A 24292-nucleotide genomic window follows, 5' to 3' on the forward strand; every position below is an offset into this window, starting at 1 on the left:
AAGCCGTCGAGGCTTTCGGCAAGGGGGCGTGCTTTTATTCTTTACAGCACGAAGAGCCTTCCCGGATTGATTTTTACCGGGCCCGGGTGGTGGACGGGCTGGGCCAGGTGGTCCACGAGCGACTCTTTGCTGTGGAAATTAAGGATAACGGCTTACCCCGTTTGCTTGAGCCTAATGTGTTAGGTAACTTCACTCCGGTGGGACAGGCTTGTAAGGCAGGCTTCCAGCCTGTCCTTGGCCTGTCCGCGGACGGGTTGCCCGCCGTGGCTTTTGCCCCTGAAGCGACCACCTGGCTTCACCCGAGCGCGTTACAACCTTTTCTGGAGGAGGCCCGTCAAGAACGTCTGAGTGAAGTGGAGCGGGTCGCCGCCCACGTGGAGCTTTCGCTCACCGAACTTTTGCAGCGCGCCGACGATGAAATAGGCAGGGCATACGAAGAAAAGGATAAAGGAGTACCGGGGGCTGACGGCCGTCTGGCCCAGGCGGAGAACCGCCACGCAGAACTGTTGGCGCGGCGGGAACGGCGTCGCCAAGACCTTGAGCAGCAGCGCTCCTTCTCCCTGCAGGCCGTAGAGCGCATCACCTCGGTCCTGGTTCTGCCGCATCCGGAGCGCGAGGCGCCGGAAGTGCGCCGCCTGCAACCAAACCTGGAAACCGAGGCCACGGCCATGCAGGCGGTCATGGAGTACGAGCAGGCGCAAGGACGCCAAGTCTACGACGTCCACGAGAAGAACCTGGGCTACGATATCACCAGCCTCGATCTCCACTCCGGCGAGCTGCGCCTGATTGAAGTAAAAGGACTGGCCGCCGCCGCGGGGACCATCCTGCTCACACCTAACGAACGCCGCGTGGCCGAAGACCGGCGCGACTGCTACTGGCTCTACGTGGTCACAAATTGCCTGCCTGCCGAAGCCTCAGCGCAGACAGGCGCAGCACAGCCCACGCTCCAAGAGCCGGTCAAAGACCCGGCCCGCTTCCCGTGGCACGAGGTGAGCAAGGCGGCCCATTACTGGCTGGAAGTGAACGCGATGACGAGACCGATGCAAGTGCGGGAGAATGCACCTCCCTACGGAGGACACTGATGGAAACGACACATACCGTTTCGGCAGCCATGCTTACGGAACTGGTGCGCCGCATCGTCGAGGCGGTGCAGCCTAGGAGAATTATCCTCTTCGGCTCGGCCGCGTGCGGCCAGATGGGACCGCACAGCGACCTGGATGTGCTGGTGATTATGCCGGACGGAATCCACCGCCGGGAGACAGCCCGGCAGATATATCGGGCGCTGCGTCGGCTCGGTATGCCGAAGGACGTGGTTGTGGTCACCGAAAGCGATGTAGAGCGTTTCGGCAATGAGCCATCGCTCGTAATCCACCCCGCATTGTCCGAGGGAAAGGAGATCTACCATGCCGAATGACCGCGAGATTCCGGGTTCACCAGCGGAATGGCTGGCATACGCCAGACGTGACTTGGCCATGGCACGGGTCCCCCTGCCTGAAGGCGGCGCCTATGCGAGTCTCTGCTTCCACGCCCAGCAGGCCGCCGAGAAAGCCATCAAGGCTGTTTATCGGTCCCGTGACCAGAGGTTCCGCTACACGCACGATATTGATGACCTGCTCGATGGTCTGGAGCGCTTGGGAATGGAGGTTCCAGAAGCGGTCTGGGAAGCTGCCGACCTGACACGATTCGCTTGGGAAGCGCGATACCCGGGCTTTGGTGAGTCGGTCTCCGGGCAAGAGTACGAGCAGGCGGTGACCCTGGCCGAGCACGCGTTAAAGTGGGCTACTACCCTGGTCGAGAGGTGCGCATTATGATCCCGAAAGAATGCAAGCGTCTGGCCGAGGTGGATTTCCCGATTGCCGTGGTGAGCAAGCACGCGGCGCGGGAGAAGTCTATCCGGCATGGGCACCCCTCGACGCTCCACCTGTGGTGGGCAAGGCGGCCGCTGGCGGCGTGCCGGGCGATGCTCCTGGGGCTGCTGCTCCCAGACCCGTGCGACCCCCATTGTCCCCCGGAGTTCAAGGAGCGCTCAGCCCGCGCCTTGCTGGAAACGCCCGCCTGGAACAACCATAGAATGAATGAACAGGTCAGGTCCGACGCCGGGCTGCGCCAAGCGCTGCTCAAGTTTATTGGCGAGGCGGCAAATTGGGACGTGGCCAACAACCGTGACTATATCGGCGTGGCGCGGGAACTGGTCAGGGCCGCGCATCCGGACGAGACCCCGCTGGTGGTGGACCCGTTTGCGGGCGGCGGCTCCATTCCGCTTGAAGCCCTGCGCTTAGGGTGTGAGACCTTCGCCAGCGATTTAAACCCGGTAGCCTGCCTTATCTTGAAAGTAATGCTGGAGGATATCCCGCGCCACGGACCGGCGCTGGCCGAGGAACTTCGGCGTGTCGGAGGGGAAATCAAAAGGCAGGCTGAGAAAGAGCTGGCCGAGTTTTACCCGAAAGACCCGGATGGCGCGACGCCAATTGCTTACCTTTGGGCGCGGACGGTGCGTTGTGAGTCGCCCAACTGCGGGGCGGAGATCCCGCTTATGCGCTCCTTTTGGCTGTGCAAGAAGCCAAACCGCAAGCGGGCGCTAAGGTATAAGATAGCCTGTGGCACAGGCTTCCAGCCTGTGAATCCCTGGAAAGCACCAGATTTGTCAACAACCCGAAGAAATCTCCCTCACATGGAGACTGGCGGCGCTACCTACTTTGTTACCTTCCGTTGCCGTAAAGGTCTGGAGATGCCGCCGGAAGCCCGGGAAGCGGTTCTTTCGGCCATACGGCATTGGGACGGCAAGCGCATCAGTCTGGATGCTGCCGTGGTCATGCAGGATCATGCCCATGCCATGTTTCGGATCACTGATGAATCAAAACTGGGCGAAATTCTGCATAGCATAAAAAGTTTCTCTGCCAATCAGGTCAATAAACTTCAAAACCGAATGGGGCCCTTCTGGCTGGATGAGAATTTCGACCATATTGTCCGCCATGCAGCGGAATGGGATGAAAAGTTCGAATATATCCGGCAAAATCCGGTGAAGAAGGAACTGGTGGCTGCTTCAGAGGACTATCCATTCTTATACCCGAAAATCCACAGGCAAGATGTCTGTGCCACTGTGGAGTTTGAGGTCTTCGAGCCGAAGAACGAGAAGGAAGTGCCCGATGGAACTGTCACCCGCGCCAAAGCCACCTGCCTGTGCTGTGGGACGGTGCTGCCGCCAGCACGAGTGCGGGCACAATTGGCCGAGCAGCGCGGCGGGGCGGATGTGACTTTTGAACCCTCTTCCGGACGAGGATATGATGCATCTTTGGCACCCTCTCCCTCTGGGAGAGGGCAGGGTGAGGGGTATCCCTCGACGCACCGACGGGGCGCGGATGCTGGCCGTGGTGACGCTTCAGCCAAGTGGGACAGGCTTCCAGCCTGTCGAAAAGGGGCGGCACTACCGGCTGCCGACCGAGCGGGATTACGAAGCGGTGTGGCAGGCGCAGCAGAGGGTTAAGGCAATTCTCGAGGAGTGGGAAAGGAGCGGGAAGAGGAAGCCGTGTCCCGTCCCCGATGAGCCGCTGCCGTGGCGTCACGGCCATCGCTCAATTCAATCGCCTCGTGTCTACGGCATGAGAAACTGGAGCGACTACTACACTGCACGCCAAAAAGTGAGTTTGGCGACGCTGTGCGAGGCCATAGCCTTCAAGAATGCGAATGGTGAAACGCTAGCAGTCGCGGAGATCAGTGCCCTGCTTCTCTCCAAGTTCGTCGAACTCGCTACCGCGAACTGCAGATGGGAGACTGTGGCAGAGTGCCCTCGTTCGATCTTTACGCGACACGATCTACCTGCAATGTGGGATTTTGCCGAGGGTGTTCCAACTTCTTCATCCAGTGGGGGCTTCGAGCAGACTCTCCAGAACGTGCTTGGGGCATTGTCGCGGATCGGTACAGATTGGCGGTCGGGCCAGGTTCAGCAAGCGGATGCAAGGATGTCGCCACTGCCGCGCGAAAGTGCAGCGGTCTGGTTCACCGATCCTCCCTACTATGATGCGATTGCCTACGCGGATTTGTCGGACTTCTTCTTCGTGTGGCTGAAGAGAGCCTTGCCGCAACACGCCTTACTAATGGACCCTTTCGATCCAGAGAACCAGCTCGTTCCGAAGCGGCAGGAACTGACAGTCACCACGGTTGCCAAAGAGCAAGAGAAGCCGAAGACGAACGACGACTTCGAACAAGGTGTGGCAGAGTCGTTTGCACAGGGTGTTAGTGTGTCGCTGGAATCCGGAGTTGGATGCGTGGTCTTCGCACACAAGACAACGGAAGGCTGGGAAGCGTTTCTCACCGGAATGATGACTGGAGGCTGGGTAATAGTAGCCTCATGGCCAGTGGCGACCGAGATGGGGCACCGCTTCAACGCGCGAGAAGTTGCCGCCCTTGCCACTAGCGTTCATCTCATCTGCCGCCCGCGCCCCGAGGATGCCCCGGTCGGTGACTGGGGCGAGGTGCTGCGCGAGCTGCCCAAGCGCGTCGGCGACTGGATGGAACGGCTGCAGGGCGAGGACGTGCGCGGGGCGGACCTGGTTTTTGCCTGCATCGGCCCGGCCTTGGAGATCTTCAGCCGTTACTCGAAAGTCGAGACTGCCGAGGGCCGCGAGGTGGGGCTGCCGGAGTATTTGGAAAAGGTCTGGGAAGTGGTCGGCCGCACCGCACTCGAAAACATCCTCGGCACGGAGGAAGCGAAGGCCCGCAACGGCATCGCCGGCGCGTTGGAGGAGGACGCCCGGCTGACGGCGCTCTTCCTCTGGACATTCCAGAGCACGAACGGCACCGACACTACGATCGGGGAATCGGAGAAAGAACAAGAGGGGGACGAGGACGACAATGACAATGCCGGCAAGATGCCGGCGCTACGAGGCTTCACGCTCGTATTCGATGTGGTGCGCCGCTTCGCCCAACCTCTGGGGATCGAGCTTCCGAAGTGGGAGGGCCGGATTATCGAGACCAAGAAGGGCGCGGTGCGACTACTGTCTGTCTCCGAACGAGCCCAACAGCTTTTTGGCAAGGATGGGGCCGCAGCCGCGGCCGATTGGTTCGAGCCTGATGCGCGGGAGAGTCGCCAGATGACGCTTTTCCCAGAGTTCGAGGAAAAAAGCGGGCCGAAGGTTCGAGGCCGCTTCCGGAAGATAGTTGTAGATGCTAAAGGAGTTGAGTTTCAGGCAGATCGTGAAGCTACCACCCTTGACCGGGTGCATGCCGCGATGCTGCTGCAGACGGGTGGTCAGGCAAACTCCCTCCGGGCGCTCATTAAACTTGAGCAGGAGCGCGGCCCGGATTTCCTGCGTCTGGCCAATGCCTTGACGGCCCTGTACCCCAAAGAAAGCGAAGAGAAACGACTGCTGGACGCCATGCTGTTGGCAGTGCCACGATAAGGCAAAAGTAGAAACGGAAAAGGCAAAAGGGATGAACGGCAAAGAGAAACCGAGAGACATCAAGGAGCGAACCTTCCAGTTCGCCTTGGCGATTGTTCGGCTGTGTCAGCGGATGGAAAATGAATTCGGCGTGTGGCGGGTGCTTGGAAGGCAACTGCTGAGATCGGGTACTTCCATCGGCGCGAATGTGGAAGAGGTACAGGCGGGACAGAGTAAGGCGGACTTCACGAGTAAGTACGCCATCGCGCTGAAGGAAGCCAGAGAGACGACCTATTGGCTTCGCCTGCTCAAGGAGTCCGGTACATTGAAGGATGGCTCGGTCGAAGCACTCATTCAAGAAGCGGACGAACTCTCCCGCATCATCGGCTCGATTGTCGTAAACGCGAAGAGGGAGAAGTCGAAATGACCTCACCTGCCTCTTGCCTTTCAACTTTTGCCTTTTGCCTTTCAACCGGAGGTTGACATGGAACCCTGGTACAAAATAGCCACGCTGCGCAAGGAGGTCCGTGCGGGGCGCTCGTTTAACCCGGATGAGTTTGCCATCCACCTGGAGCAGGTGATCGCGAAAACCGCCCCGGAGGACTACCGGGATCCAAGGCAGTTCTTCGCCCGGACCTGCTTCACGCGGGCGCTGCGTGAACATGCGGGGATGGTGCTGCGGCGCCTCTCCGGCCTGACGGCAAACACGGCCCCGGTCATGACGCTGATCACCCAGTTCGGCGGCGGTAAAACGCACACGCTCACTGCCCTCTATCATATAGCCACGGGCGGCCGGGAGGCGTCCGGGTATCCCGGGGATCAATGATTTGCTCAAAGAGGCTGGCCTTGGCACAGTGCCGCAGGCCCGCGTCGCCGTCTTTGTCGGTAACGCCTGGGACCCCAAGGAGGGACGGGAAACACCGTGGATGGACATTGCCAGGCAACTGGCCGGCGAAAAAGGCGCCGCGGCCTTAGGCAAGGCCGCCTGGAACACGCCCCCGGGGACTGAAGCCATCGGGCGCGTGTTCCAGGCGGCGGAAGGGCCGGTGCTGCTCCTCTTTGACGAAGTATTAAACTTTCTGAACCGTCACCGGGGGATGGCCGAGCAGTTTCACGCTTTTATCCAGAATCTGACCGTGGCCACGACGGGGACGACGCACGGCGCGGCGGTCATCAGTCTGCCGCGCAGTCAGGTGGAGATGACCGACTGGGATTTAAAGTGGCAGGAGAAGATTACCAGAGTCGTGCGCCGGGTGGCTAAGGACCTCATCGCCAACGATGAGACCGAGATCAGCGAAGTGGTGCGGCGGCGCCTTTTCGAAGATATCGGGAACGAGCGGGTGCGGAATAAGGTGGCCAAAACCTACGCGGATTGGTGTTTTGAACGACGGGCTGAACTCCCGCCCGAATGGACGGCTGTGGACACGGCGGCAACGGAGGCCAAAGCCCGGGAGCAACTCCGCAATCGGTTTGAGACTTGCTATCCTTTCCATCCGTCCACCTTGTCGGTGTTCCAGCGTAAGTGGCAGACGCTCCCGCAGTACCAGCAGACGCGGGGAACCCTGGCCATGCTGGCGCAATGGATCTCCTGGGCGTATCAAACGGGCTACGCCGAGGCCCGGCGGGAACCACTCCTTACCCTTGGATCGGCGCCGTTGGAAGCACCGGGTTTCCGGGGTGTGGTACTGGGGCAATTGGGGGAATCCCGCCTCATTGCCGCGCTTGACGCCGATATCTCTGGGACTCATTCCCACGCGCGGGCCCTTGACGCGGACACCAGAGGGTCCTTGCGGAACATTCACCGCCGGGTAGGAGCCACGATCATGTTTGAGTCTTTCGGCGGCCAGGTGGACAAGGTGGCGCATCTGCCCGAGTTACGGTTCGCGCTCGGGGAACCGGAGGTGGATACCACATCAGTGGACAACGCGGCCTTCGCAATGGAGGATAAGTCCTACTTTATCCGGCGGGTGGGGTCGGACGGGTTTAAGATCAGCCACCAGCCGACGGTGAAAAAGGTGGTTAATGACCGGAGAGCTTCCCTGGACGAGGAATCCGAAATCAAACCGGCCATGCGCAGACTGGTTGAGGAGGCGTTCAGGCACGGCGCGAGTGTACCCTTGGTGGTATTCCCGGAGGATGGAAGCGCTGTACAGGATACCCCGAAGCTGACACTGGCGCTGATAGACCCGGAGCAAGAGTGGACAGGTGGAACCACGCTTCGGCAGCAAATAGGGCAATGGACAAAGTTTCGGGGCCAGTCGCCGCGATTGTACCCCGGGGCATTAGTATGGTGCTGGAAAAAACCGGGCCGTGATCTGCGGGACAGCGTGGAGATGTGGCTGGCCTGGAAGCGGGTGGCGCGGGAGATTGCCGATGGCACACTGGGCGGTGACTTTGACCGTGCCAGCCAGGCGGAAATCCAGGCCAAGGCGGCTGAGGTGGCCGAGGCGGCTAAGAATGAGGTCTGGGCCGGCTACCGTTTCGCGGTGCTCTATGATCCCACACCACATCCCTCTCCCACTGGGAGAGGGAGTGAGGGTGAGGGAGATGGGCTCGAGACCATTGATCTTGGCGCGGGTCATTCCAGCTCTGGCGAGACACTCTGCGGCCGCGTGATTGCCGCTCTAAAGTCGCGGGCCTTGCTGAATGAGTCCGTGGGTGCGGGCTACCTCGAGCGGAACTGGCCGCCGGCTCTCAAACAAGCCGGGGCCTGGCCGCTGGCCGGCCTGCGGCAAAGCTTTTTGAACGGCTCACTGACCAGGCTGCTGGACCCGGATACCGTTTTACGCGGCAAGATCGTCGAATTTGTAGAGCGGGGTGATTTCGGCATTGTATCCGGGCAAAAGCCGGAGGGCGGCTACGAGCGTTTGTGGTTCAAGGAGTTAATTGCTTCAGAGGAAGTGACCTTTGAACCGGGCGTGTTCTTGTTACTGAAGTCTAAGGCCGAGGCTTTAAAGAGCGCACCGGAGCCCGAGGGGGTTGTTGGTCCTGAACCAATCCCCGGACCGGTGTGGGAACCGGAACCGATCCCCGACCAGGAACCGGGGCCGGAGCCCGTGCCGGGGGCTGCCACCAGGACGCTTCGGATCGCCGGAGACCTGCCCCCGGAAGTCTGGAACCGGCTGGGAATAAAACTGGTGTCAAAATTGCGCAGCGGCTCTGACCTTATGCTTAACATTGAATTCTTGGTCACAGTGGAAGGTGCGGTCTCCCGAAGTTTTGAAGCCGATCTGAAACAAATACTGGACGACCTCGGCTTGGCGGACCGCGTGCGGGTTGAGCTGGCAGGAGGGATGAACGCGTGATCCGATTCGGCCATAGACGCGTGAGGTGCAGAGCGTCGAGGACCGTTGCACCTGCGAGGACTTCACCTGTCCCGCTTCCGCTGCTTGAGGGAGCCTTTTGGTATTAGCGGGGTTCGAACTTACGGGAAGGGTTCTGGATGATGAAAAACGAGCCCGTGCACATCGTGAGCGGCGACTTCCAGAACGTATGGCTGGAGGTAGTGAGGCGACTGATGGGAACGTGTACGATCTTTGTAGACGCCGGGTTTACGCCGAACCACCAAACCACGGGTGGCGAGTTAGATCCACAGTCCACGGGAACGGGGCAACTCCACTTCGACTCAAAGAAGAGAATGACGGGTTAATCGTTTTTGACTATCATAACCGACTTTAAGATGCTGACACCTCTGTGACTTGGAGGCGTTGAGCTGCGGCCCCTTATTAGCAAGAAAAGGTTGGTGTTAGCCTATAATAGATAACCGGTCACCCATAACTTGTTACTTATAGAGGAGGTTATAATTATGGCTGATAAGTTAGCGATTCATGGTGGAAAACCGATTAATCCCGGTTCTTTTCCTGCCTGGCCGGTATTTTCTGAAAAGACCAGGCAGGAAGCACTGGTGCCCCTTCTCACTGGCGAGGTCAACTACTGGACCGGTGTGCGGGGAATGGAATTCGAGGAAAAGTGGGCCCACTACTGTGGATGCCGATTCGGTATAGCGACCTCGAATGGAACCTCAGCTCTACATACGGCATTGGCGGCTTGCGATATAGGTCCCGGTGATGAAGTGATCGTGCCGTCTTATTCCTTTATCGCCTCGGCGTTTTGTGTCGTTCAGGCGGGAGGGATTCCGGTGTTTGCTGATGTCCGACGGGAAACCCATACCCTCGATCCGGAGGATATCGTCCGGAAAATCACCCCTCGAACCCGGGCTATCCTGCCTGTCCACCTCTACGGCATCCCCTGCGATATGGATGCGATCATGGATCTGGCCCAGCAACATGGTCTATTCGTCATCGAAGACTGCGCCCAAGCCCACGGCAGTGAATACGATGGACGCAAACTGGGAAGCCTCGGCCATGTGGGATGTTTCAGTTTCTGCCAATCGAAACACTTCACCACCGCTGGTGAAGGTGGGTGTGTCGTGACCGATAACGAGGAAATCGCCTGGAAGGCCCGTTCCTTCCGCGATCATGGATACGATGTCAAGGAACGGCTCCGCCTTTTGGAGTTGGAAAAAAGGTTGTTCTATATTCACCAGCGGGTAGGTTTCAACTACCGGCTTACCGAGATACAGTCCATTGTCGGCCTGTGTGAGATGGAGCGGTTCGATACCTGGAACAAGCCCCGACGAATCGCCATCGGTGAGGCATTCACCACGGCTTTTAGCGGACATGAAGCGATTCTCTACCTTCCTCCCCACCGCCGGGACAAAAAATACATCTCTTTCTGGCTTTATCCGATCGTCATGGATATCGAGCGGCTCTCCTGCCCGGTGAAAGACTTCTGGCAGGCGATTGAAGCAGAAGGGGTTCCGGTGGTTCCGGTACTGTGGCCCCAGATGTACAAGGAAAAAGCCTTCCTGGAACACAATGGCTTCGGCCGGGTGAAATTCCCCTTCCAGTCCCGTGAGTATAGCGACGAAAATTCGGTCAACTACCGGGAAGTTTACTGTCCTAATGCCGCCTGGCTCGAAGAACGCACATTTTCTTTTCCCGCCCACCCGGTTTACGAAGATCGGCATATCGAGTTGATGGTCGAGGCGTTCAACAAAGTATACGGTTATTATCGAAAAGTCTAGATTATGGTGGGATTTTTTGGTCGATACCGAATGGGGGACGCGATGGAACACGCCGAGCTATATACCGACCTACCCCAATTTCAACCATGATATGTCCTGTGCTGGATCCTGGAAGAAAAGATCAGTCTCCTGGGAGTGGAAATTTCCCGTAGCGAAGCGTCCTAGTCAGAAAACGACGAAGAGGGTTGGCGGCAGGTTCAGGGATAGTTTTTAACCTGACGTTCTCCGGCTGGTTCCCCTGGCTGAGATACCGTTTCCGGAGGTAACCCGGCGTGTCTGCCGTTGCATGTTGCGGGGCACCCTGGATGCAATCGGTCGGAGGTGTTTATTAATAACCAAATGGAATATGATCTATTGAAGTGAGCATGCCAGATTATGTGGCGGATGCCGCGAATCAAGAGCGGCCTCTAAGCATGGAAGTGTCCTCTTGGTGAGCAATGGAAAGGAGATGTTCCGGTTGAAGCTAAAATGGGCCGTGGTCGGAGCCGGTGGCCTTGCCCGACGCAGGACAATACCCGAGGTGATCCAGTTTGCCCAAAATAGCGAAATCGTTTCGTTGATGGATGTCGACGAAAAAGCGGTACGGGAAACCGGTGAATTGTTCGGCGTAAGGCATGTTTGTACGACATTGGATGAAATCTTGACCGGTGACAGTGTCGCCGTCTATATCGCATCCCCAGTGCATTCCCACTATGAGCAGGGCATGGCGGCTCTACAGGCCGGGAAGCATGTGCTGATTGAAAAACCGATGGCCTTGAATTACAGTGAAGCAAGACAGATGGCCCAACTGTCCGAAAAAAACGGTCTGAAGCTGGGTGTTGCCCTGATGATGCGCTACAGTGTCTATCACCGTACGATCAAGACCCTGATCGAAAAGGGTGATTTGGGAGAAATGGTGGCCGGGCGGGCTCAACTGACCTGCTGGTATCCTCCGGCTCCCGGGGCCTGGCGTCAGGTCCGGGTGCAGGGCGGAGGAGGAGCGCTGAATGATATGGGTTGTCATTGTATCGATCTGCTCGAGTGGTTTCTGGGTCCCGTTTCGGAGGTTGCCGCCTTTACGGGAACCTTGACCCACCGCTACGAGGTGGAAGATACTTCGACGGTCATTCTTCGTTTCGAGAACGGAAGCCAGGGCATTGTCGATAACTATTTCAACGTTCCGGACCAGGCCGCCCGCAACGTCCTGGAGCTTTATGGAACCAAAGGAGCGGTTTCCTGCCGGAGGACCATCGGCCAGGACGGGGGAGGAGAGATGGAAGTTTTCACGCAAGAAGGCAGAGCCGGATACAATGCTGATCAAGTCCGCTTTTTCGACGAATACAGGCCGGTGCGCCTCACGCCGACCCCCCTGTACGCTCAGGAAATCGAGGCTATGAGTCGTTGGATTCAGGAAGGTGAAAAGCCACTGATCAGTTACGAGATAGGGCTGCGTAACATTCGTGTGGTCGAGGCGGTTTACCGTTCAGCCGAAGAAAAGCGGACGATTATCGTTGATTGAGAACCCCATTTCAAACTCTAACGCTACCCGATGATCAGAGTCATTTTGGGAGTTGACAGCCATCTTAATTTATTTATAATAAAAACAAAGAAACCAGGCAGGAGACATCCCAATTTTGTACCATCAAGGAGGTTTGACGATGAAATACGGATTGGAACATGAGAGGTTAGCGATCGACGGAGGCCGTCCGGTGAAGACCACGCCTTCGATTCCCATGTTCCCCGGGGGGCTCGAGATTGGCGAGGAAGAGAAACAGGCGGTATGGGAGGTTCTGGATAATAAATATCTTTTCCGGTATTACGGGCCGGGAGATTCGCCCTCTCGGGTGAAAATGTTTGAGGAAGAATTTTCCCAAAGAATCGGAACCCGGCATGCGCTGGCGGTGAATTCCGGTACTTCGGCTCTCATTGCCTCGCTGGTCGCCGTCGGCGTCGGACCTGGCGATGAGGTCATCGTTCCCGGATATACCTTTTTTGCTTCATGTGCGGCCATCCTGGCCGCGAAGGCGATTCCAGTCATTGCCGAGGTGGATGATTCCCTGACCCTTGATCCTGTCGACTTTGAAAAAAAGATCACGACAAAGACCAAAGCGGTGATGCCGGTGCATATGCGGGGAGCCCCCTGTGATATGGACCGGATTCTGGAAATCGCCGCAAAACATAATTTGCGGGTCATTGAGGATGTGGCCCAGGCGTGCGGGGGAAGCTTTCAGGGAAAACCCTTGGGGAGCATGGGTGAATGCAACGCCTTTAGTTTTCAATTTCACAAGATCATTACCGCCGGTGAAGGTGGCATGGTGACCACCGACAGCGACCCCTGTTTTGACCGGGCCCAGGAATACCATGATACCGCCGCCTGTTGGCGACCCGGTGGACCGGCCAGCCGCTTTGTGCGAGCCCGTTATCGGGGTGAACTGTTTCCTGGCGTGAACTTCCGCATGTCCGAACTTATCGGAGCGGTCATGCTCGTCCAGCTTCATAAGCTTGACGGAATTCTGTCCAAAATGCGCCGGAACAAACAACGGATCAAGGCGGGGATCGGCGATCTCGCGGGGATCGGGTTTAGACGTCTGAACGATCCGGCGGGAGATACCGGTATCGCTCTGATCTTTTTCCTCGAAAGCGGATCACTGGCGGAAAAATTCGCCAAAGCTTTGCAGGCTGAGGGTGTAGTGGCGAACTCCATTTTCAATAAGGGTATTCCCGATTGGCATATTTATTCTCACTGGGAAATGATCATGAACAAATGGACGGCCACGCCGGAGGGCTGTCCCTATACCTGTCCCTATCATCAAGGACCGGCTCCAGACTATTCACCGGATATGTGTCCTCAGACACTGGCCCTGTTGGAGCGTTCGGTTCATCTTGATATCCCACCCCAGATGAGCGCCGAAGATTGTGACCTGACCGTCGAGGCCATTCGGAAAGTAGCCCACGCGTACCTATGATTGGAAACTGGGTGAAAAAAAGTTGGAAAACGGTTTCTGAAAGGTCGTTACCGTGAACCATAGTGACATGAAGGCTTTGAATCGGGAAAAGATTCTCGGCTTGCTCTTGGCCTCCCCTTTACTCAGCCGGGTGGAATTGGCCCAGCGGGCCTCAGTCAGTCCGGCGGTGGTTTCCAATATCATCAAGGACTGTCTGGAGGAGGAGATAGTACGAGAGGTCTCGGAAGGGCCGTCCCGAGGTGGACGCAAACCGATCCTGCTTTCCTTTGTTCCCGAAAGCCGACTGGCGGCCGGATTGATTCCCGCAACTGTAACCGAGTTCGCGGTGGCCGATTTGGCCGGTCGAATCCTGTTTAGGGAAAAAATTACCGGTAAGGCCTACCCGACTCCGGGAGAACAGGCTGGCTATCTCAAGAAAGTCCTGGGCGGTTTTCTGCAGGAAAACGAGTTGTCCTGGGACCACCTGGTCGCTCTGGGGATCGGAATTCCCGGCATCTATGACCCAGTGCTTGACCGTATTCATAAAATGGGGAAGGTGTCCGGATTGATGGCTTGGGAGGGTGCGTCGGTGCGGGAAATTTTTTCCCGGGAGCTTCCCTGTCCGGTTCTGGTTTTTGACAAGGTAGTGGCGATTGCCTTCAGTGAAGGTATTCTCCGTTCAGATGATTCGAAGATAAATTTGGTTTATCTGCACCTGGGTCGCGGAGTGGGCGCCGGACTGATTCTCGATGGGAAAATTTACCGGGGTTCCCAGGGTGCGGCGGGTGAGGTGGGTTATATGGTAGACCGGTTCGACGACTCAAAGGCTTCTCCCGTTTCCCTGCACGATATCCCTGCACTTGAGGATGAAATTTCCCTGAACAGCCTCCTCCGGAAATACCGGGAAGCCTGTGGACATTCAATCAAATCTCGAGAAATGATCTTCAGTGGCGAAGATATTTCTGCTTTAGTTCAAGCTTTTCGAAAAGGGGAACGGCGTTGTCGCGAAATCGTCGAGCCGGTTTTTGAGCGGGCCGCGGAACTGGTGGTCAATTTAGCTGCCGTTTTGAATCCCGGACAGATCGTTCTGGGAGGTGAACTCACCGAAATTTTTGCCGATTCGCTATTTCAAAGAATCAGAGATCGGTTACACCGTAGTGTCTTATTCCCCCCCTCAGTCGAACCGGTAACGCTTGGAAAAGACGAGGAAATCGTTGGTGCCCTCTATTTTGCCATAGACGATTTTTTCAACCAATTGACCGGAGGACATCAGGGACTGACGGCGTCTTTTTTGGCCAGGTATACTCCCAATGGCTAAACTGGTCTACTGGGTGGAAATGTCCGAGTTGATCATTGCTATCCCAGTCAGGTAAGCGGGAGCATGCGTTTAGAGACTTTCGTTCCCCGGACCTGAGCAACTTAACCCGTATTGACCGGGAGGTCGAAGCATGTTTGAGCTATCAGTCTGTTTTGAACCGTTGTTCGAGGGAAAAACCGATGTGGAGAAGATTCGCCTGATTCATGAACTCGGTTATTCCGCCGTGGAGTTCTGGGATTTGGCAGATAAAGATCTTACGGGGATCGCTGAATTTTGTGGGCAAAACAACATGTCCGTAGGGATTTGTACTTTGCAAGACCCATGGGGAAACAACCGACTCCATGCGGACACGGACGATTATATTCGTCATTTTTCCGCCTCACTTGATTTACTCAACGCGGTTGGTTCCCAAAAAGTGATTGTTCTGACCGGTGAAGACGATGGAAGGGGCCTGGATGTCCAGATAAATAGAATTATCGCCAACCTCAAGGCGGTCAGCGGGATCGCCGAAGAAGCAGGTGTGACGATTTGCCTCGAAGCACTGAATTCCCGGGTCAACCACAAGGGTTATTTACTCGATTCTTCCACGCTTGGTTTTGATATTGTCCGCCGGGTGAACAGCCCTTCGGTCAAGCTTCTTTTTGACATTTATCATATGCAGATCATGGAGGGCAACATAATCTCTACGATTCGGGAAAATATTGACCTGATTGGCCATTTTCACTCCGCCGGGGTACCCGGACGGAACGAACATTTCCTGGGTGAACTGAATTACCCCAATATTTTTCGGGCCATCCGGGATACCGGATATGGCGGGTATTTTGGCCTGGAATACTGGCCGACGATGGATGACCGGGAATCCCTGGAGCGAGTGCGCCGCCATTTTCTCGACTAAGCCCAGGTTAAGGAACCTACAGCTTAAAACCTACAGCTAAACGCTGTATTTCCGGAGAGTTGTGGTGAAACTGAATAGAGCGGAAGTGCTCTCACGAGAAGAAATTCATTCGATACATGAAGCGTCCTTACGGATTCTCGACGAACGGGGGGTCATCGTTCTAAGCGACGCTATGCGAAAACTTTTTGGGGAAAAAGGTCTGCCGGTTGACCATGACAGCGGGGTGGTCAGGATACCTCCCTCTATAGTGGAACGCTCTTTACAACAGGCCCCCTCTTCTTTTCCTCTCTTTACGGTTGATGGTCATCCCTGGAGAACAGTCGGGGAAGGAGAGCCCCTGTTTGCCTGCGGCCATAATGCCGTTTTTATGCTTGACCGCCGGACGGGACAGAGAAGAGAGTCGCTGGTCCAGGATGTGGAGGATTTTGTTTGTATTGCTGATCAGCTTGCTGAAATCGACCTGGTGGGTATCCCGGTGATGCCTCAGGACACACCGGCGGAGTCGACCCTCCTTTATGCGGTGAAGGCGGCCATGACCACATCAAAAAAACCGGTCTTTTTTTCATCGGAAAGCGCCGGAATCAACCGGATGATAATCCGGATGGCGCATTCGGTCAATCCCGGTGTAACCGATCGGCCGTTTCTCGTCAGCCAACTTTCCCCGACCAGCCCCCTGTACTGGGAAAAAGGGGCGATTGAAGCCCTCTTTGAAGTTTGCCGTGCCGGGATACCCCTGGCCATTCTTCCGGAACCGATTGCCGGAGTATCCGCTCCGCATACGCTGGCCGGCCTTTTAACCATGCACAATACCGAGTGCTTATCCGGAATCGTCTTTTCTCAGCTCATCCGGGAAAAAACCCCGGTCATCTATGCCAGTTCCTGGACGGCTTACGACATGCGGGCGAATATGGCGGTTATTGGAACCCCGGAAACCGATATTCTTCGGATAGCCGGAGCCCAGATGGCGGCCTTTTACCAGATCCCTTCCCATACTACAGCCCCTAATGCCGATTCGCACGTTCATGATGAACAGAACGCCTGGGAACGGACGCTCAGTACACTTGTTTCCGCTCAGGCTGGGAACCACTTGATCGTGAATGCGGGGATGTTCGCGACCGGTTTGACGGTCAGCCTGGAACAACTGCTGTTGGATGCCGAAATCATCGGCATGGTGAGACGGCTCATGCGCGGTATGAAGGTCGACCGGGAGACGATATTCCTCGATGAAATCCGGAGGGTGGGACACCGGGGCAATTACTTCATGGAGGAATCCACCCTCCGGCACTTACGGAGCGGAGAGTTCTGGCTGAGCCGGATCTCGATCCTGGGTAATTTTGACCAGTGTTGTGCCTCCGGCCTTAATGATGTAGTACAGGCTGCCAGAAAAAAGGTGGAATCGCTTCTCGCCCGTTCTTGCGCGGTGTCCCTCTCGCCGGATATCCTCCGGGAGTTGGATCGTATCATATCCCATTTTGAAGAAAAGGGGGAGGACGCCTGAGGGTATTCATCGCTGGACGACTCATTCTTTTACCGCACCAGCGGTCAAGCCCTGAATCAGATAACGTATCAACTGGTTCATCCAGCGCCTTTTGGTTTCTATTCTTTCAAAGCTCCTGCGGTCAGCCCTTTGATGAAATAGCGTTGAAAAAAGAGGAACACGATCAGTATGGGCAAAACACTCAATAGAGATGCCGCCATTTGTATTCCAAAGTTGGTCCGGAACTCGGTATGGAAGGTGGAAAGGCCGACCGGGAGAGTTTTGACCGGTTCCCGGGCGGCTACTACCAGGGGCCAGAGGAAGTCTCTCCATTGCTCCATGAAGGTATAGATTCCCAGGACTGCAAGGGCAGGCTTAGACAGGGGAAGGGCCACTCGAAAGAATGCGCCCATTTCGGAGCACCCATCAACCTTGGCCGCGTGAATTAATTCGTCTGGCAGAGAGAGCATAAACTGGCGCATCAGGAACACCCCGATGGGTAAGGCCAGGGGATAAAAAATGAGGCCTGGGTACGTGTTCAAAAGACCGAGGTTACGCATGGTCAGGAAGGCTGGGATGATGGTAACGGCCCTGGGTACCATGATACCGGCCAATATCAGGGTAAAGATAATCTCCCGGTGGGGAAACCGCTTCTTGGCAAATATGTAGCCGGCCATGGAGTGCATGATCAGGACGAGTACCGTAACCGAAGCCGCCACCAGGACGCTGTTCCCCGTCCACCGTAAAAATCGGGACTCCCATACCACATGGGCAAAGGTCCCTAGGGTGGGAGGACGGGGAATCCAACGGGCCGGATTGCCGGAAATGAAATAGATGTCCTGTAGGGAAATGAGCCCCATAAAGATAAAGGGAAAAATGGTAGCGACCGCCACCAGGATCGGGATGAGATGGACTACGATACGTGAACCTGTAAGGCGCTTGTTTTTCTTCCTATTCATTGCTTCCTCCTCCTTATTGCCGGCTCTCGATCGAGCGACGCAGGAACGTCGTAAGCACCAGAATGATCAGTAAAAGCAAAATCCCCATGGTCGCCGCATATCCCAGGTTCTCGAAATGGAAGGCGTTGCGATAGATGTACCACACGATACTGTAGCTGGTGCGACCGGGACCACCGTAGGTCAACATGAAGACCGCATCGAACAATTGGAAATTCCAGATAATCCCCATCACCGTCAAAAAGAGAAAAGTGGGCTTGAGAAGCGGCACGGTGATATGACGAAAGGAACTCCAGACTCCTGCCCCGTCAATCCTGGCCGCTTCATACAAGGGTTGGGGAATCGTTTCCAAACCACCCAGAAAGACCAAAGTCCAGAATCCGAATCCTCGCCAGATTTCAAATAGGACAATTGCCGGGATCACCAGGGACGGGTTACCTAGCCAATTCTGAGGAGGTATGCCGACCAGACCCACCAGGTAGTTCAAAGGTCCTTCTCGCCCCGGAGTGAACAGGACCTTCCAGACGATAGCCAACGGCACCGCTGAACTCAAAAGGGGAAGGAAAATGCAGGCCTTGACGAAATTTTGAAACCGTTCCATCTGATTGATCAAAATGGCCAGAAAAAGGGAAAAAAGCATGATTATGGGAATGACCAACACCGTGTAATAGGCGGTATTTTGGAGTGAAATGCGGAACAACTGGTCGCTCCACACTGTCCGGTAGTTCTGGAACCCTACGTAGGAGGTACCCCCCAGGAGTCCGCCCTGTTGAAAGCTGAGCGAAAAAGACCAGAGCACGGGAATAGCCATAAAAAGCACATAAAACACCAGGAAGGGAAGCAGAAAGGGAAACCATTCTCGTCCTTTAGACATACCGGTTGGGATCTTTTTCACGGATCAGCGCCTTTCATGGACCTTCCCCGGCGGTTTGAATCAAACCGCCGGGGAAGCGCGAGAGGTTATTCCTGGAGAAGAGCGTTCACTGCCTCGCTCGCATCCCGGATGGCCTGCTCCGGTGTTTTAGCCAGAAGAACGGCATTCTGGACTTCAGCCATCACGATACTGTGGACTTGCCTCAACTGCGGGTGCAGGGGATATCCCGGCATAAATCGTTGACTTTCGAAGAATACCCGGTACAGCGGTTCGTCCGGATCGGGGACAAAGTCTTTTCGGGCGCCAAACAGGCCGACCGCATCATTGAACTGCTGAACACTTTCCCGGTTAGACAGCCACTTGATCAACTCCCAAGCCGCTTCTTTCTCTTGGCAGGCTTCGGACATTACCCAGTAGCCGGAGTTGCCGAAAGTGCCTCTTCCACCGAAGAAGTCTACCCCGGGACCCTGCGGCTTGAAAGTCACTCCCACATTGAGATCTGGAAACTGGCTCCGGATAATGGGCACTGAATAAGATTCTACAGGAGCCAGAGCGGCTTTTCCTTCAAAGAAGATCTGGTGAAAGTCGGGATGCATTCCCTCGACCGGGATCACCTGGTAAGTATGGACCAGGTCGACGATAAACTGAAGCGCTGCCACACCTTCCGGACCATAGAAAGCCGCCCGATTATTCTCTAAGTCCAATACGTCCGTCCCTGCTTGATAAAAAAAGGGATACAGGTAGTTGGGATCCCGGAAAGCCGCGCTCCATGAGAACCCCCATTGATCCTGTTCCGGCAGGGTGAGCTTCTGGGCCACATCAACAAAGGTTTCCCAGGTCCACTCATCCAAAGCAGGGTCGTCCAGGTTGGAAGGAGGAACAGTCAACCCCGCCTCTTCGAACAAATCCCGATTGTAGAACATGGCGATCGCCACCCAGAGAAAGGGCACTGCATACTGATGTCCTTTATAGGTGGTCAGCCGCCAGAAGGCCTCGGGAAATTCCGGTTCAAGTATTGCAACGTCCTTCGGAAACAGTTGATCGAAACGGGCCAGTAGCCCGGCCTCGGCAAAGCGGGGCCAGAACTCGTCCGGCATGTACGACACATCCGGTGGGTCTCCAGCCGCAAAAGCCACTCCATAACGTTCGTCCCAACCCTCCCAGGGATGAGAAAGAAAATCGACCTTAATACCCGGGTTAGCTTCCTCAAAGGCCTGTAAAATGCCTGGCATTACCTCGAGGTCCGCTCCATGCGACGCTTTCCACAGGCTGATCGTTACATTCGCTTGGGCAACAGAAAGAGCCAACCATCCAACACCCAACAAAAACACCACCAAAAACAACAAGGTTTTGTTTTTCCTCATGAGCATGCCTCCACCTTTCTGATCGACATTAATCCATCTTCAGAAACACCGGTTCACGAATGCTTCATCACCTCCTTACTCACTACTTACCCCTCCTATCAGGGTAATAGCCTTCTCGTCTTGATTCTCGGATAGGAACGGTGAGGGACGAATCCCTCGGCGTAGCGGACACCGGCCTGCCGTCCCCAAAAACGGCCTTCGACGGAGATGGCTTCCAGCATATCGTCCCCGAAGTGCTTGATCATGAACTCGACTTGGCTTTTATGGCAGGAGAGCATACGCGACTTGATCTCGAAAGTTTCGGTGATGTCCACATACTCTTCCGGGCAGAAATTGACTCCGGTATAAGTCTGCATATGGTAAATGGACGGAACCACTGGGTGGGCGGGATAGTTCGAGCGGATATTCTCGGTGGTGGAGAAGAGGCTGGCCTCAAAAACCAGCCGGGCGGTATTGTAGTGATCCTGCAGGTAATCTTCCAGGTTATGAGTGATCACCAGGTCAGGTCTGGTCCGTCGAATGAGATCGAGGAATTTCATCGTGTTCTCTTGTTGAACATATACTTCCCCATCCCCCAGCCCAAGACCGGCAATCAATTCTGCTCCGATGATCTCGGCCGAACGGCAGGCTTCTTCCGACCTGATGCGGGCTATCTCCTCCGGAGCCAGCTCATGGGATGCCGCGTCTCCCCGGCACACGTAGCACATAGTGACATGGTGTCCCTCCTGGGCGAATCGGGCCAGCGTCCCTGCACAACACAACTCGAGATCATCGGGATGGGCGCCAACGGCCAGCACTCGCAGTTTCTCAGCCATGCAGATTTCCCCCTCTTGATCGATGTTCTCCAGATGGCTAAATTATACTCCGACAGATAATGTTTGCCAGTTCGATGATCTTGAGAACCGACTCTCATAATCTCAAACCCATCAAATCCATACATTTGCTAAGTTTGTTTTTATTATAAATAAATAAAGTTGGATGTCAAGAATATACTTATCGTGAAATATGGAAAAATGCTAAGATATTTGTTCTTCAAAAATACCTGATTGAGGGGTTGATCGTCGGTGTCTTTAAAGGATGAACTGTGCGAACAAATCGAACAGAAAAAAGACCTGATCGAGGCTCGCAAGGAAGTTGTCACCCGGACCTGGGCCTATCACTCGGTTGACCACATTCCCGTCCTTTTCTCGGTAGACTGGCTTCCCTGGCCGAAAACGTACCGGGAAGAATTCGAAAACGGGCAAATTCAGCGGCGCAACCGCATGTATTCTATTAGGCAATCCTTAGAGATGATCCCCGACGATTACATCCCGACCGCTTTTATCGATGTTGGTTGTGTAGGACTTGCTGAATCTTTCGGCGGAGAAATCTTCCTGGGGGACGATCCGGGCCAGACCCCGGGGATCATCAAACCGGTAATAACAACCCCTCAGGAGTTGGAATTGCGCCTGGGGGAAGGATTGACCCCGAACTTTACCCGGGGACTGGCCGCTGAATATTTGCTCCGGTTGAATGCGTTTATTGAGGAAACCGATGAGCGGGTATATGTCTCGGGGATGGATCTCAACGGCCCAATGGGAGTGGCGATGGATCTTTTGGGGAGTAAGCTTCTTTTCGAACTGCTTCTTGATGAAAATCCCTTGCTTTTCGGACTCCTGGAAACCATTACCGGGGCCATCTGCGATTTTACTGACCTGGCGGTAAAACGGGCAGGTACCGTGGAACGGTTCACCTCTCTTGATTATTTCTGGTACTGGTGTCCGGTGAAGGGTCACGTCAGTTCCGACCTGAGCGCCATGTATTCCGGCCGGTACTTCGACTTGATCGAACGGACTTATCTGGAGCGAATCCTCGAAACGTACGGAGGCGGTTTGCTCCATAACTGCGGACCGAATCCCTGTACGGAAAACTACGCCGCAATGAACGACCTGCGGGGACTCAACGTTTCCTACCGCTATTCGAAGAATGATCTTCCCCGCTTCCGCCGCCATTTGTCTGGCAGGGTCGTCTATTTCTTCATGGACGACAATGACGAATACGGATCGATTGATGACTTCCGCCACATCATGGACGAACTGGCCCCGGAAGTGATCGGAATACCGATCGTTTCCTGCCTGAATCCTACCCTGAACATCCCATCTCTCTATAGACAGTACCGAACAGTCGCTACAGAGTACGCCCGCCGGGTGTTTGGGTGAAGTGCGAGAAGGTCAATATCCGACTTGTCACTGTTGACTGGTGTGGTATAATAAGCAATAGTATTTATACTACTTTTCCCTGGGGAGCTCCCGGTGCGGGGCTGAGAGGAGAGCGCAGACTCTCGACCCATCGAACCTGAACTGGTTAATGCCAGCGGAGGGAGATGGGCCAAATTCTGTCTTGAAGCCGCCTCCCCGGTCGGGATGCGGCTTTTTTTATGGAGACGTTCCCCGAATATGTGAAGGATCCCGGGATCAATCTGGAGGTGTACGGAATGATTCACCAGTCATTGAAGCACCTGTCCTATACGGCGTTGTTCACGGCCGGAGCAGTTCTTTTGTCCGGGCTTAGTTTTCCCGCTGGACCGGCCCGCGTTTTTCCCTTTCAACACGCGATCAACGTGCTGGCAGGGATCCTGATCGGTCCCTGGTACGGGACGGTGGCGGCCTTATTGGCCGGATTGATCCGCATGTCGCTTGGTACGGGAACAATTTTCTCTCTGCCGGGCGGGATTCCGGGGGTTATCATGGTCGGACTGGCGTACCGGTATTTGAAAAAAGATTGGGTGGCATTTATCGAACCGTTGGGTACCGGACCGATTGGAGCGACGCTCAGCGCCCTCGTTGTTGCGCCGTATTTGGGTTTGACCGGGACGCTGGCTTTTTTTCAGAGCGCTTTTTTGGCCAGCAGTATCCCGGGGTGCCTGATCGGATTTTTACTGGTCCGTGCCCTACGGAAAGTGAGCCGGTTTTCCCTCGGAGAACAGGAATCTCCGGGATCACCATGAATAACCTCGAGGAAAATAACGGACAGGAGAACCCATGGAAAGACCGAACCCACTGACCCATCTACCCACTGACCCATCTACCGATAATGAATTTTCCAGGCGCTGCCGGAGCGTGTTCGATCGGATCCAAAAAGAGCGTCCCTTGATTCACCATATCACCAACATCGTTGTGGCCAACGACAATGCCAATGCCATGCTGGCGGTGGGGGCGTTGCCGGTCATGGCCCAGGCGGTCGAAGAAGTGGAGGAGATGGTTGCCCAGGCTCAATCCCTGGTGGTCAATTTCGGAACATTGAACAAGGATGTCATAGAAAGCGCGATTCTGGCCGGGCGAAAGGCCAATCAACTCAATATCCCGGTGGTATTCGACCCGGTAGGAGCGGGGGCGACCGGATTTCGGACTGAGGCAGCGCTCCAGTTTCTCAGCTATGTACAGGTTGCGGTGATCCGTGCCAATGCCGGGGAGACGGCCGCTCTTTTGGGGGAACCTTCGGAGGTGCGCGGGGTGGAATCGGTCTTAGCCGGGGTGGACGCCGCCCGGTTGTCTCGCCGGGGGAGTCTCCGGTACAATTGTGTCGTTGCGGTGACCGGACAGACCGACTATATTGCCGACAAGGAAAGAATCCTGGCGATAAGCAACGGTCATGAATTATTGACCCGGCTCACCGGGATGGGTTGTTTGGCCACTTCCCTGTGTGGAGCCTGCGTCGCCGTGGAACGGGAACCGCTCCTGGCCGCTTGCGCCGCGCTCGGATATCTGGGCGTGGCCGCCGAGCGTTCGGCTGTACATATAAGCGGCCCGGGGAGTTTTCACACCGCCCTGTTTGACTGGTTGTTTTCCCTGGCCGAAACGCCCTGGATGGAACAACTGCGGATCGTGGAGAGAAGTGTATGAATTATGATCTCTATGTGATTACCGATCGGAAGCTTTTAGCCGGAAGAGCATTGTCCGCAGTAGTCCGAGAGGTGGCGGAGGGGGGGGCGACGGTCATCCAGTACCGGCAAAAGGATCATCTCCCCACCCGGGTGTTACT

Annotated in this window: 21 protein-coding genes and 1 riboswitch; of the genes, 17 read left to right on the top strand and 4 right to left on the bottom strand. The window is 55.7% G+C overall.

Annotation, left to right across the window (positions count from 1 at the left end):
• The 14 genes from VLH40_00695 to VLH40_00760 all read left to right on the top strand — a co-directional run.
• The coding region (locus tag VLH40_00695; protein HSV30527.1) for a DUF3883 domain-containing protein at positions 1-1082 on the top strand (1082 nt) is incomplete at its 5' end.
• Positions 1082-1414, top strand: a complete 333-nt coding sequence (locus VLH40_00700) for a nucleotidyltransferase domain-containing protein (protein ID HSV30528.1) — start codon at positions 1082-1084, stop codon at positions 1412-1414. The genes VLH40_00695 and VLH40_00700, both read left to right, overlap by 1 nt.
• Positions 1404-1811: a HEPN domain-containing protein gene (locus tag VLH40_00705; GenBank protein ID HSV30529.1), complete on the top strand. Its 408-nt coding sequence runs from the start codon at positions 1404-1406 to the stop codon at positions 1809-1811. Before VLH40_00700 ends, VLH40_00705 begins: the two co-directional genes overlap by 11 nt.
• Complete coding sequence (locus VLH40_00710; GenBank protein ID HSV30530.1) at positions 1808-3484, top strand: DUF1156 domain-containing protein; 1677 nt, start codon at positions 1808-1810, stop codon at positions 3482-3484. The genes VLH40_00705 and VLH40_00710 overlap by 4 nt, the downstream gene beginning before the upstream one ends.
• 1946 nt (positions 3485-5430) lie before the next feature.
• Positions 5431-5805 carry a four helix bundle protein gene (locus VLH40_00715; protein ID HSV30531.1) on the top strand — a complete coding sequence of 125 codons (375 nt, stop codon included), beginning with the start codon at positions 5431-5433 and terminating at the stop codon, positions 5803-5805.
• 57 nt (positions 5806-5862) lie between these two features.
• Positions 5863-6204, top strand: coding sequence for a hypothetical protein (locus VLH40_00720; protein ID HSV30532.1), 342 nt, complete (start codon positions 5863-5865; stop codon positions 6202-6204).
• A gap of 28 nt (positions 6205-6232) precedes the next feature.
• Positions 6233-8683 carry a DUF499 domain-containing protein gene (locus VLH40_00725; protein HSV30533.1) on the top strand — a complete coding sequence of 817 codons (2451 nt, stop codon included), beginning with the start codon at positions 6233-6235 and terminating at the stop codon, positions 8681-8683.
• Positions 8684-8820: 137 nt separating this feature from the next.
• Positions 8821-9027, top strand: coding sequence for a hypothetical protein (locus VLH40_00730; protein ID HSV30534.1), 207 nt, complete (start codon positions 8821-8823; stop codon positions 9025-9027).
• A gap of 156 nt (positions 9028-9183) precedes the next feature.
• A complete protein-coding gene (locus VLH40_00735; GenBank protein HSV30535.1) occupies positions 9184-10464 on the top strand; it encodes a DegT/DnrJ/EryC1/StrS family aminotransferase in 1281 nt (426 codons plus the stop codon).
• 457 nt (positions 10465-10921) lie between these two features.
• Positions 10922-11962, top strand: a complete 1041-nt coding sequence (locus tag VLH40_00740; protein HSV30536.1) for a Gfo/Idh/MocA family oxidoreductase — start codon at positions 10922-10924, stop codon at positions 11960-11962.
• Positions 11963-12101: 139 nt separating this feature from the next.
• Complete coding sequence (locus VLH40_00745) at positions 12102-13409, top strand: DegT/DnrJ/EryC1/StrS family aminotransferase (protein ID HSV30537.1); 1308 nt, start codon at positions 12102-12104, stop codon at positions 13407-13409.
• Between the two features lie 52 nt (positions 13410-13461).
• Positions 13462-14706, top strand: a complete 1245-nt coding sequence (locus VLH40_00750; protein ID HSV30538.1) for an ROK family protein — start codon at positions 13462-13464, stop codon at positions 14704-14706.
• Positions 14707-14836: 130 nt separating this feature from the next.
• Positions 14837-15601, top strand: a complete 765-nt coding sequence (locus tag VLH40_00755) for a TIM barrel protein (protein ID HSV30539.1) — start codon at positions 14837-14839, stop codon at positions 15599-15601.
• A gap of 64 nt (positions 15602-15665) precedes the next feature.
• Positions 15666-17099, top strand: a complete 1434-nt coding sequence (locus VLH40_00760) for a trimethylamine methyltransferase family protein (protein HSV30540.1) — start codon at positions 15666-15668, stop codon at positions 17097-17099.
• 98 nt (positions 17100-17197) lie between these two features.
• Here VLH40_00760 and VLH40_00765 read toward each other — a convergent pair whose 3' ends face one another.
• From VLH40_00765 to VLH40_00780, 4 genes are all read right to left on the bottom strand, one after another.
• Complete coding sequence (locus VLH40_00765; protein HSV30541.1) at positions 17198-18037, bottom strand: carbohydrate ABC transporter permease; 840 nt, start codon at positions 18035-18037, stop codon at positions 17198-17200.
• Between the two features lie 13 nt (positions 18038-18050).
• Positions 18051-18908: a sugar ABC transporter permease gene (locus VLH40_00770; GenBank protein HSV30542.1), complete on the bottom strand. Its 858-nt coding sequence runs from the start codon at positions 18906-18908 to the stop codon at positions 18051-18053.
• Positions 18909-18994: 86 nt separating this feature from the next.
• Entirely contained in the window at positions 18995-20272 is a 1278-nt protein-coding gene (locus VLH40_00775; protein HSV30543.1) for a sugar ABC transporter substrate-binding protein, read from the bottom strand.
• A gap of 98 nt (positions 20273-20370) precedes the next feature.
• Positions 20371-21087: a PIG-L family deacetylase gene (locus VLH40_00780; GenBank protein HSV30544.1), complete on the bottom strand. Its 717-nt coding sequence runs from the start codon at positions 21085-21087 to the stop codon at positions 20371-20373.
• Positions 21088-21336: 249 nt separating this feature from the next.
• On the opposite strand from VLH40_00780, the gene VLH40_00785 reads away from it, so the two are divergent.
• The 3 genes from VLH40_00785 (at position 21337) to thiM (ending at position 24153) form a co-directional block, all read left to right on the top strand.
• Entirely contained in the window at positions 21337-22470 is a 1134-nt protein-coding gene (locus tag VLH40_00785; protein ID HSV30545.1) for a hypothetical protein, read from the top strand.
• A gap of 70 nt (positions 22471-22540) precedes the next feature.
• A riboswitch (TPP riboswitch) is annotated at positions 22541-22652 on the top strand.
• Positions 22653-22688: 36 nt separating this feature from the next.
• On the top strand, positions 22689-23258 hold the full coding sequence (gene thiW, locus VLH40_00790) for an energy coupling factor transporter S component ThiW (protein HSV30546.1): 570 nt from the start codon (positions 22689-22691) through the stop codon (positions 23256-23258).
• 34 nt (positions 23259-23292) lie between these two features.
• Positions 23293-24153 carry a hydroxyethylthiazole kinase gene (gene thiM, locus VLH40_00795; GenBank protein ID HSV30547.1) on the top strand — a complete coding sequence of 287 codons (861 nt, stop codon included), beginning with the start codon at positions 23293-23295 and terminating at the stop codon, positions 24151-24153.
• Positions 24154-24292: the final 139 nt, after the last annotated feature.

It is taken from the genome of Atribacteraceae bacterium (assembly GCA_035477455.1).
In the GTDB taxonomy this organism is placed as follows: Bacteria; Atribacterota; Atribacteria; order Atribacterales; family Atribacteraceae; genus DATIKP01.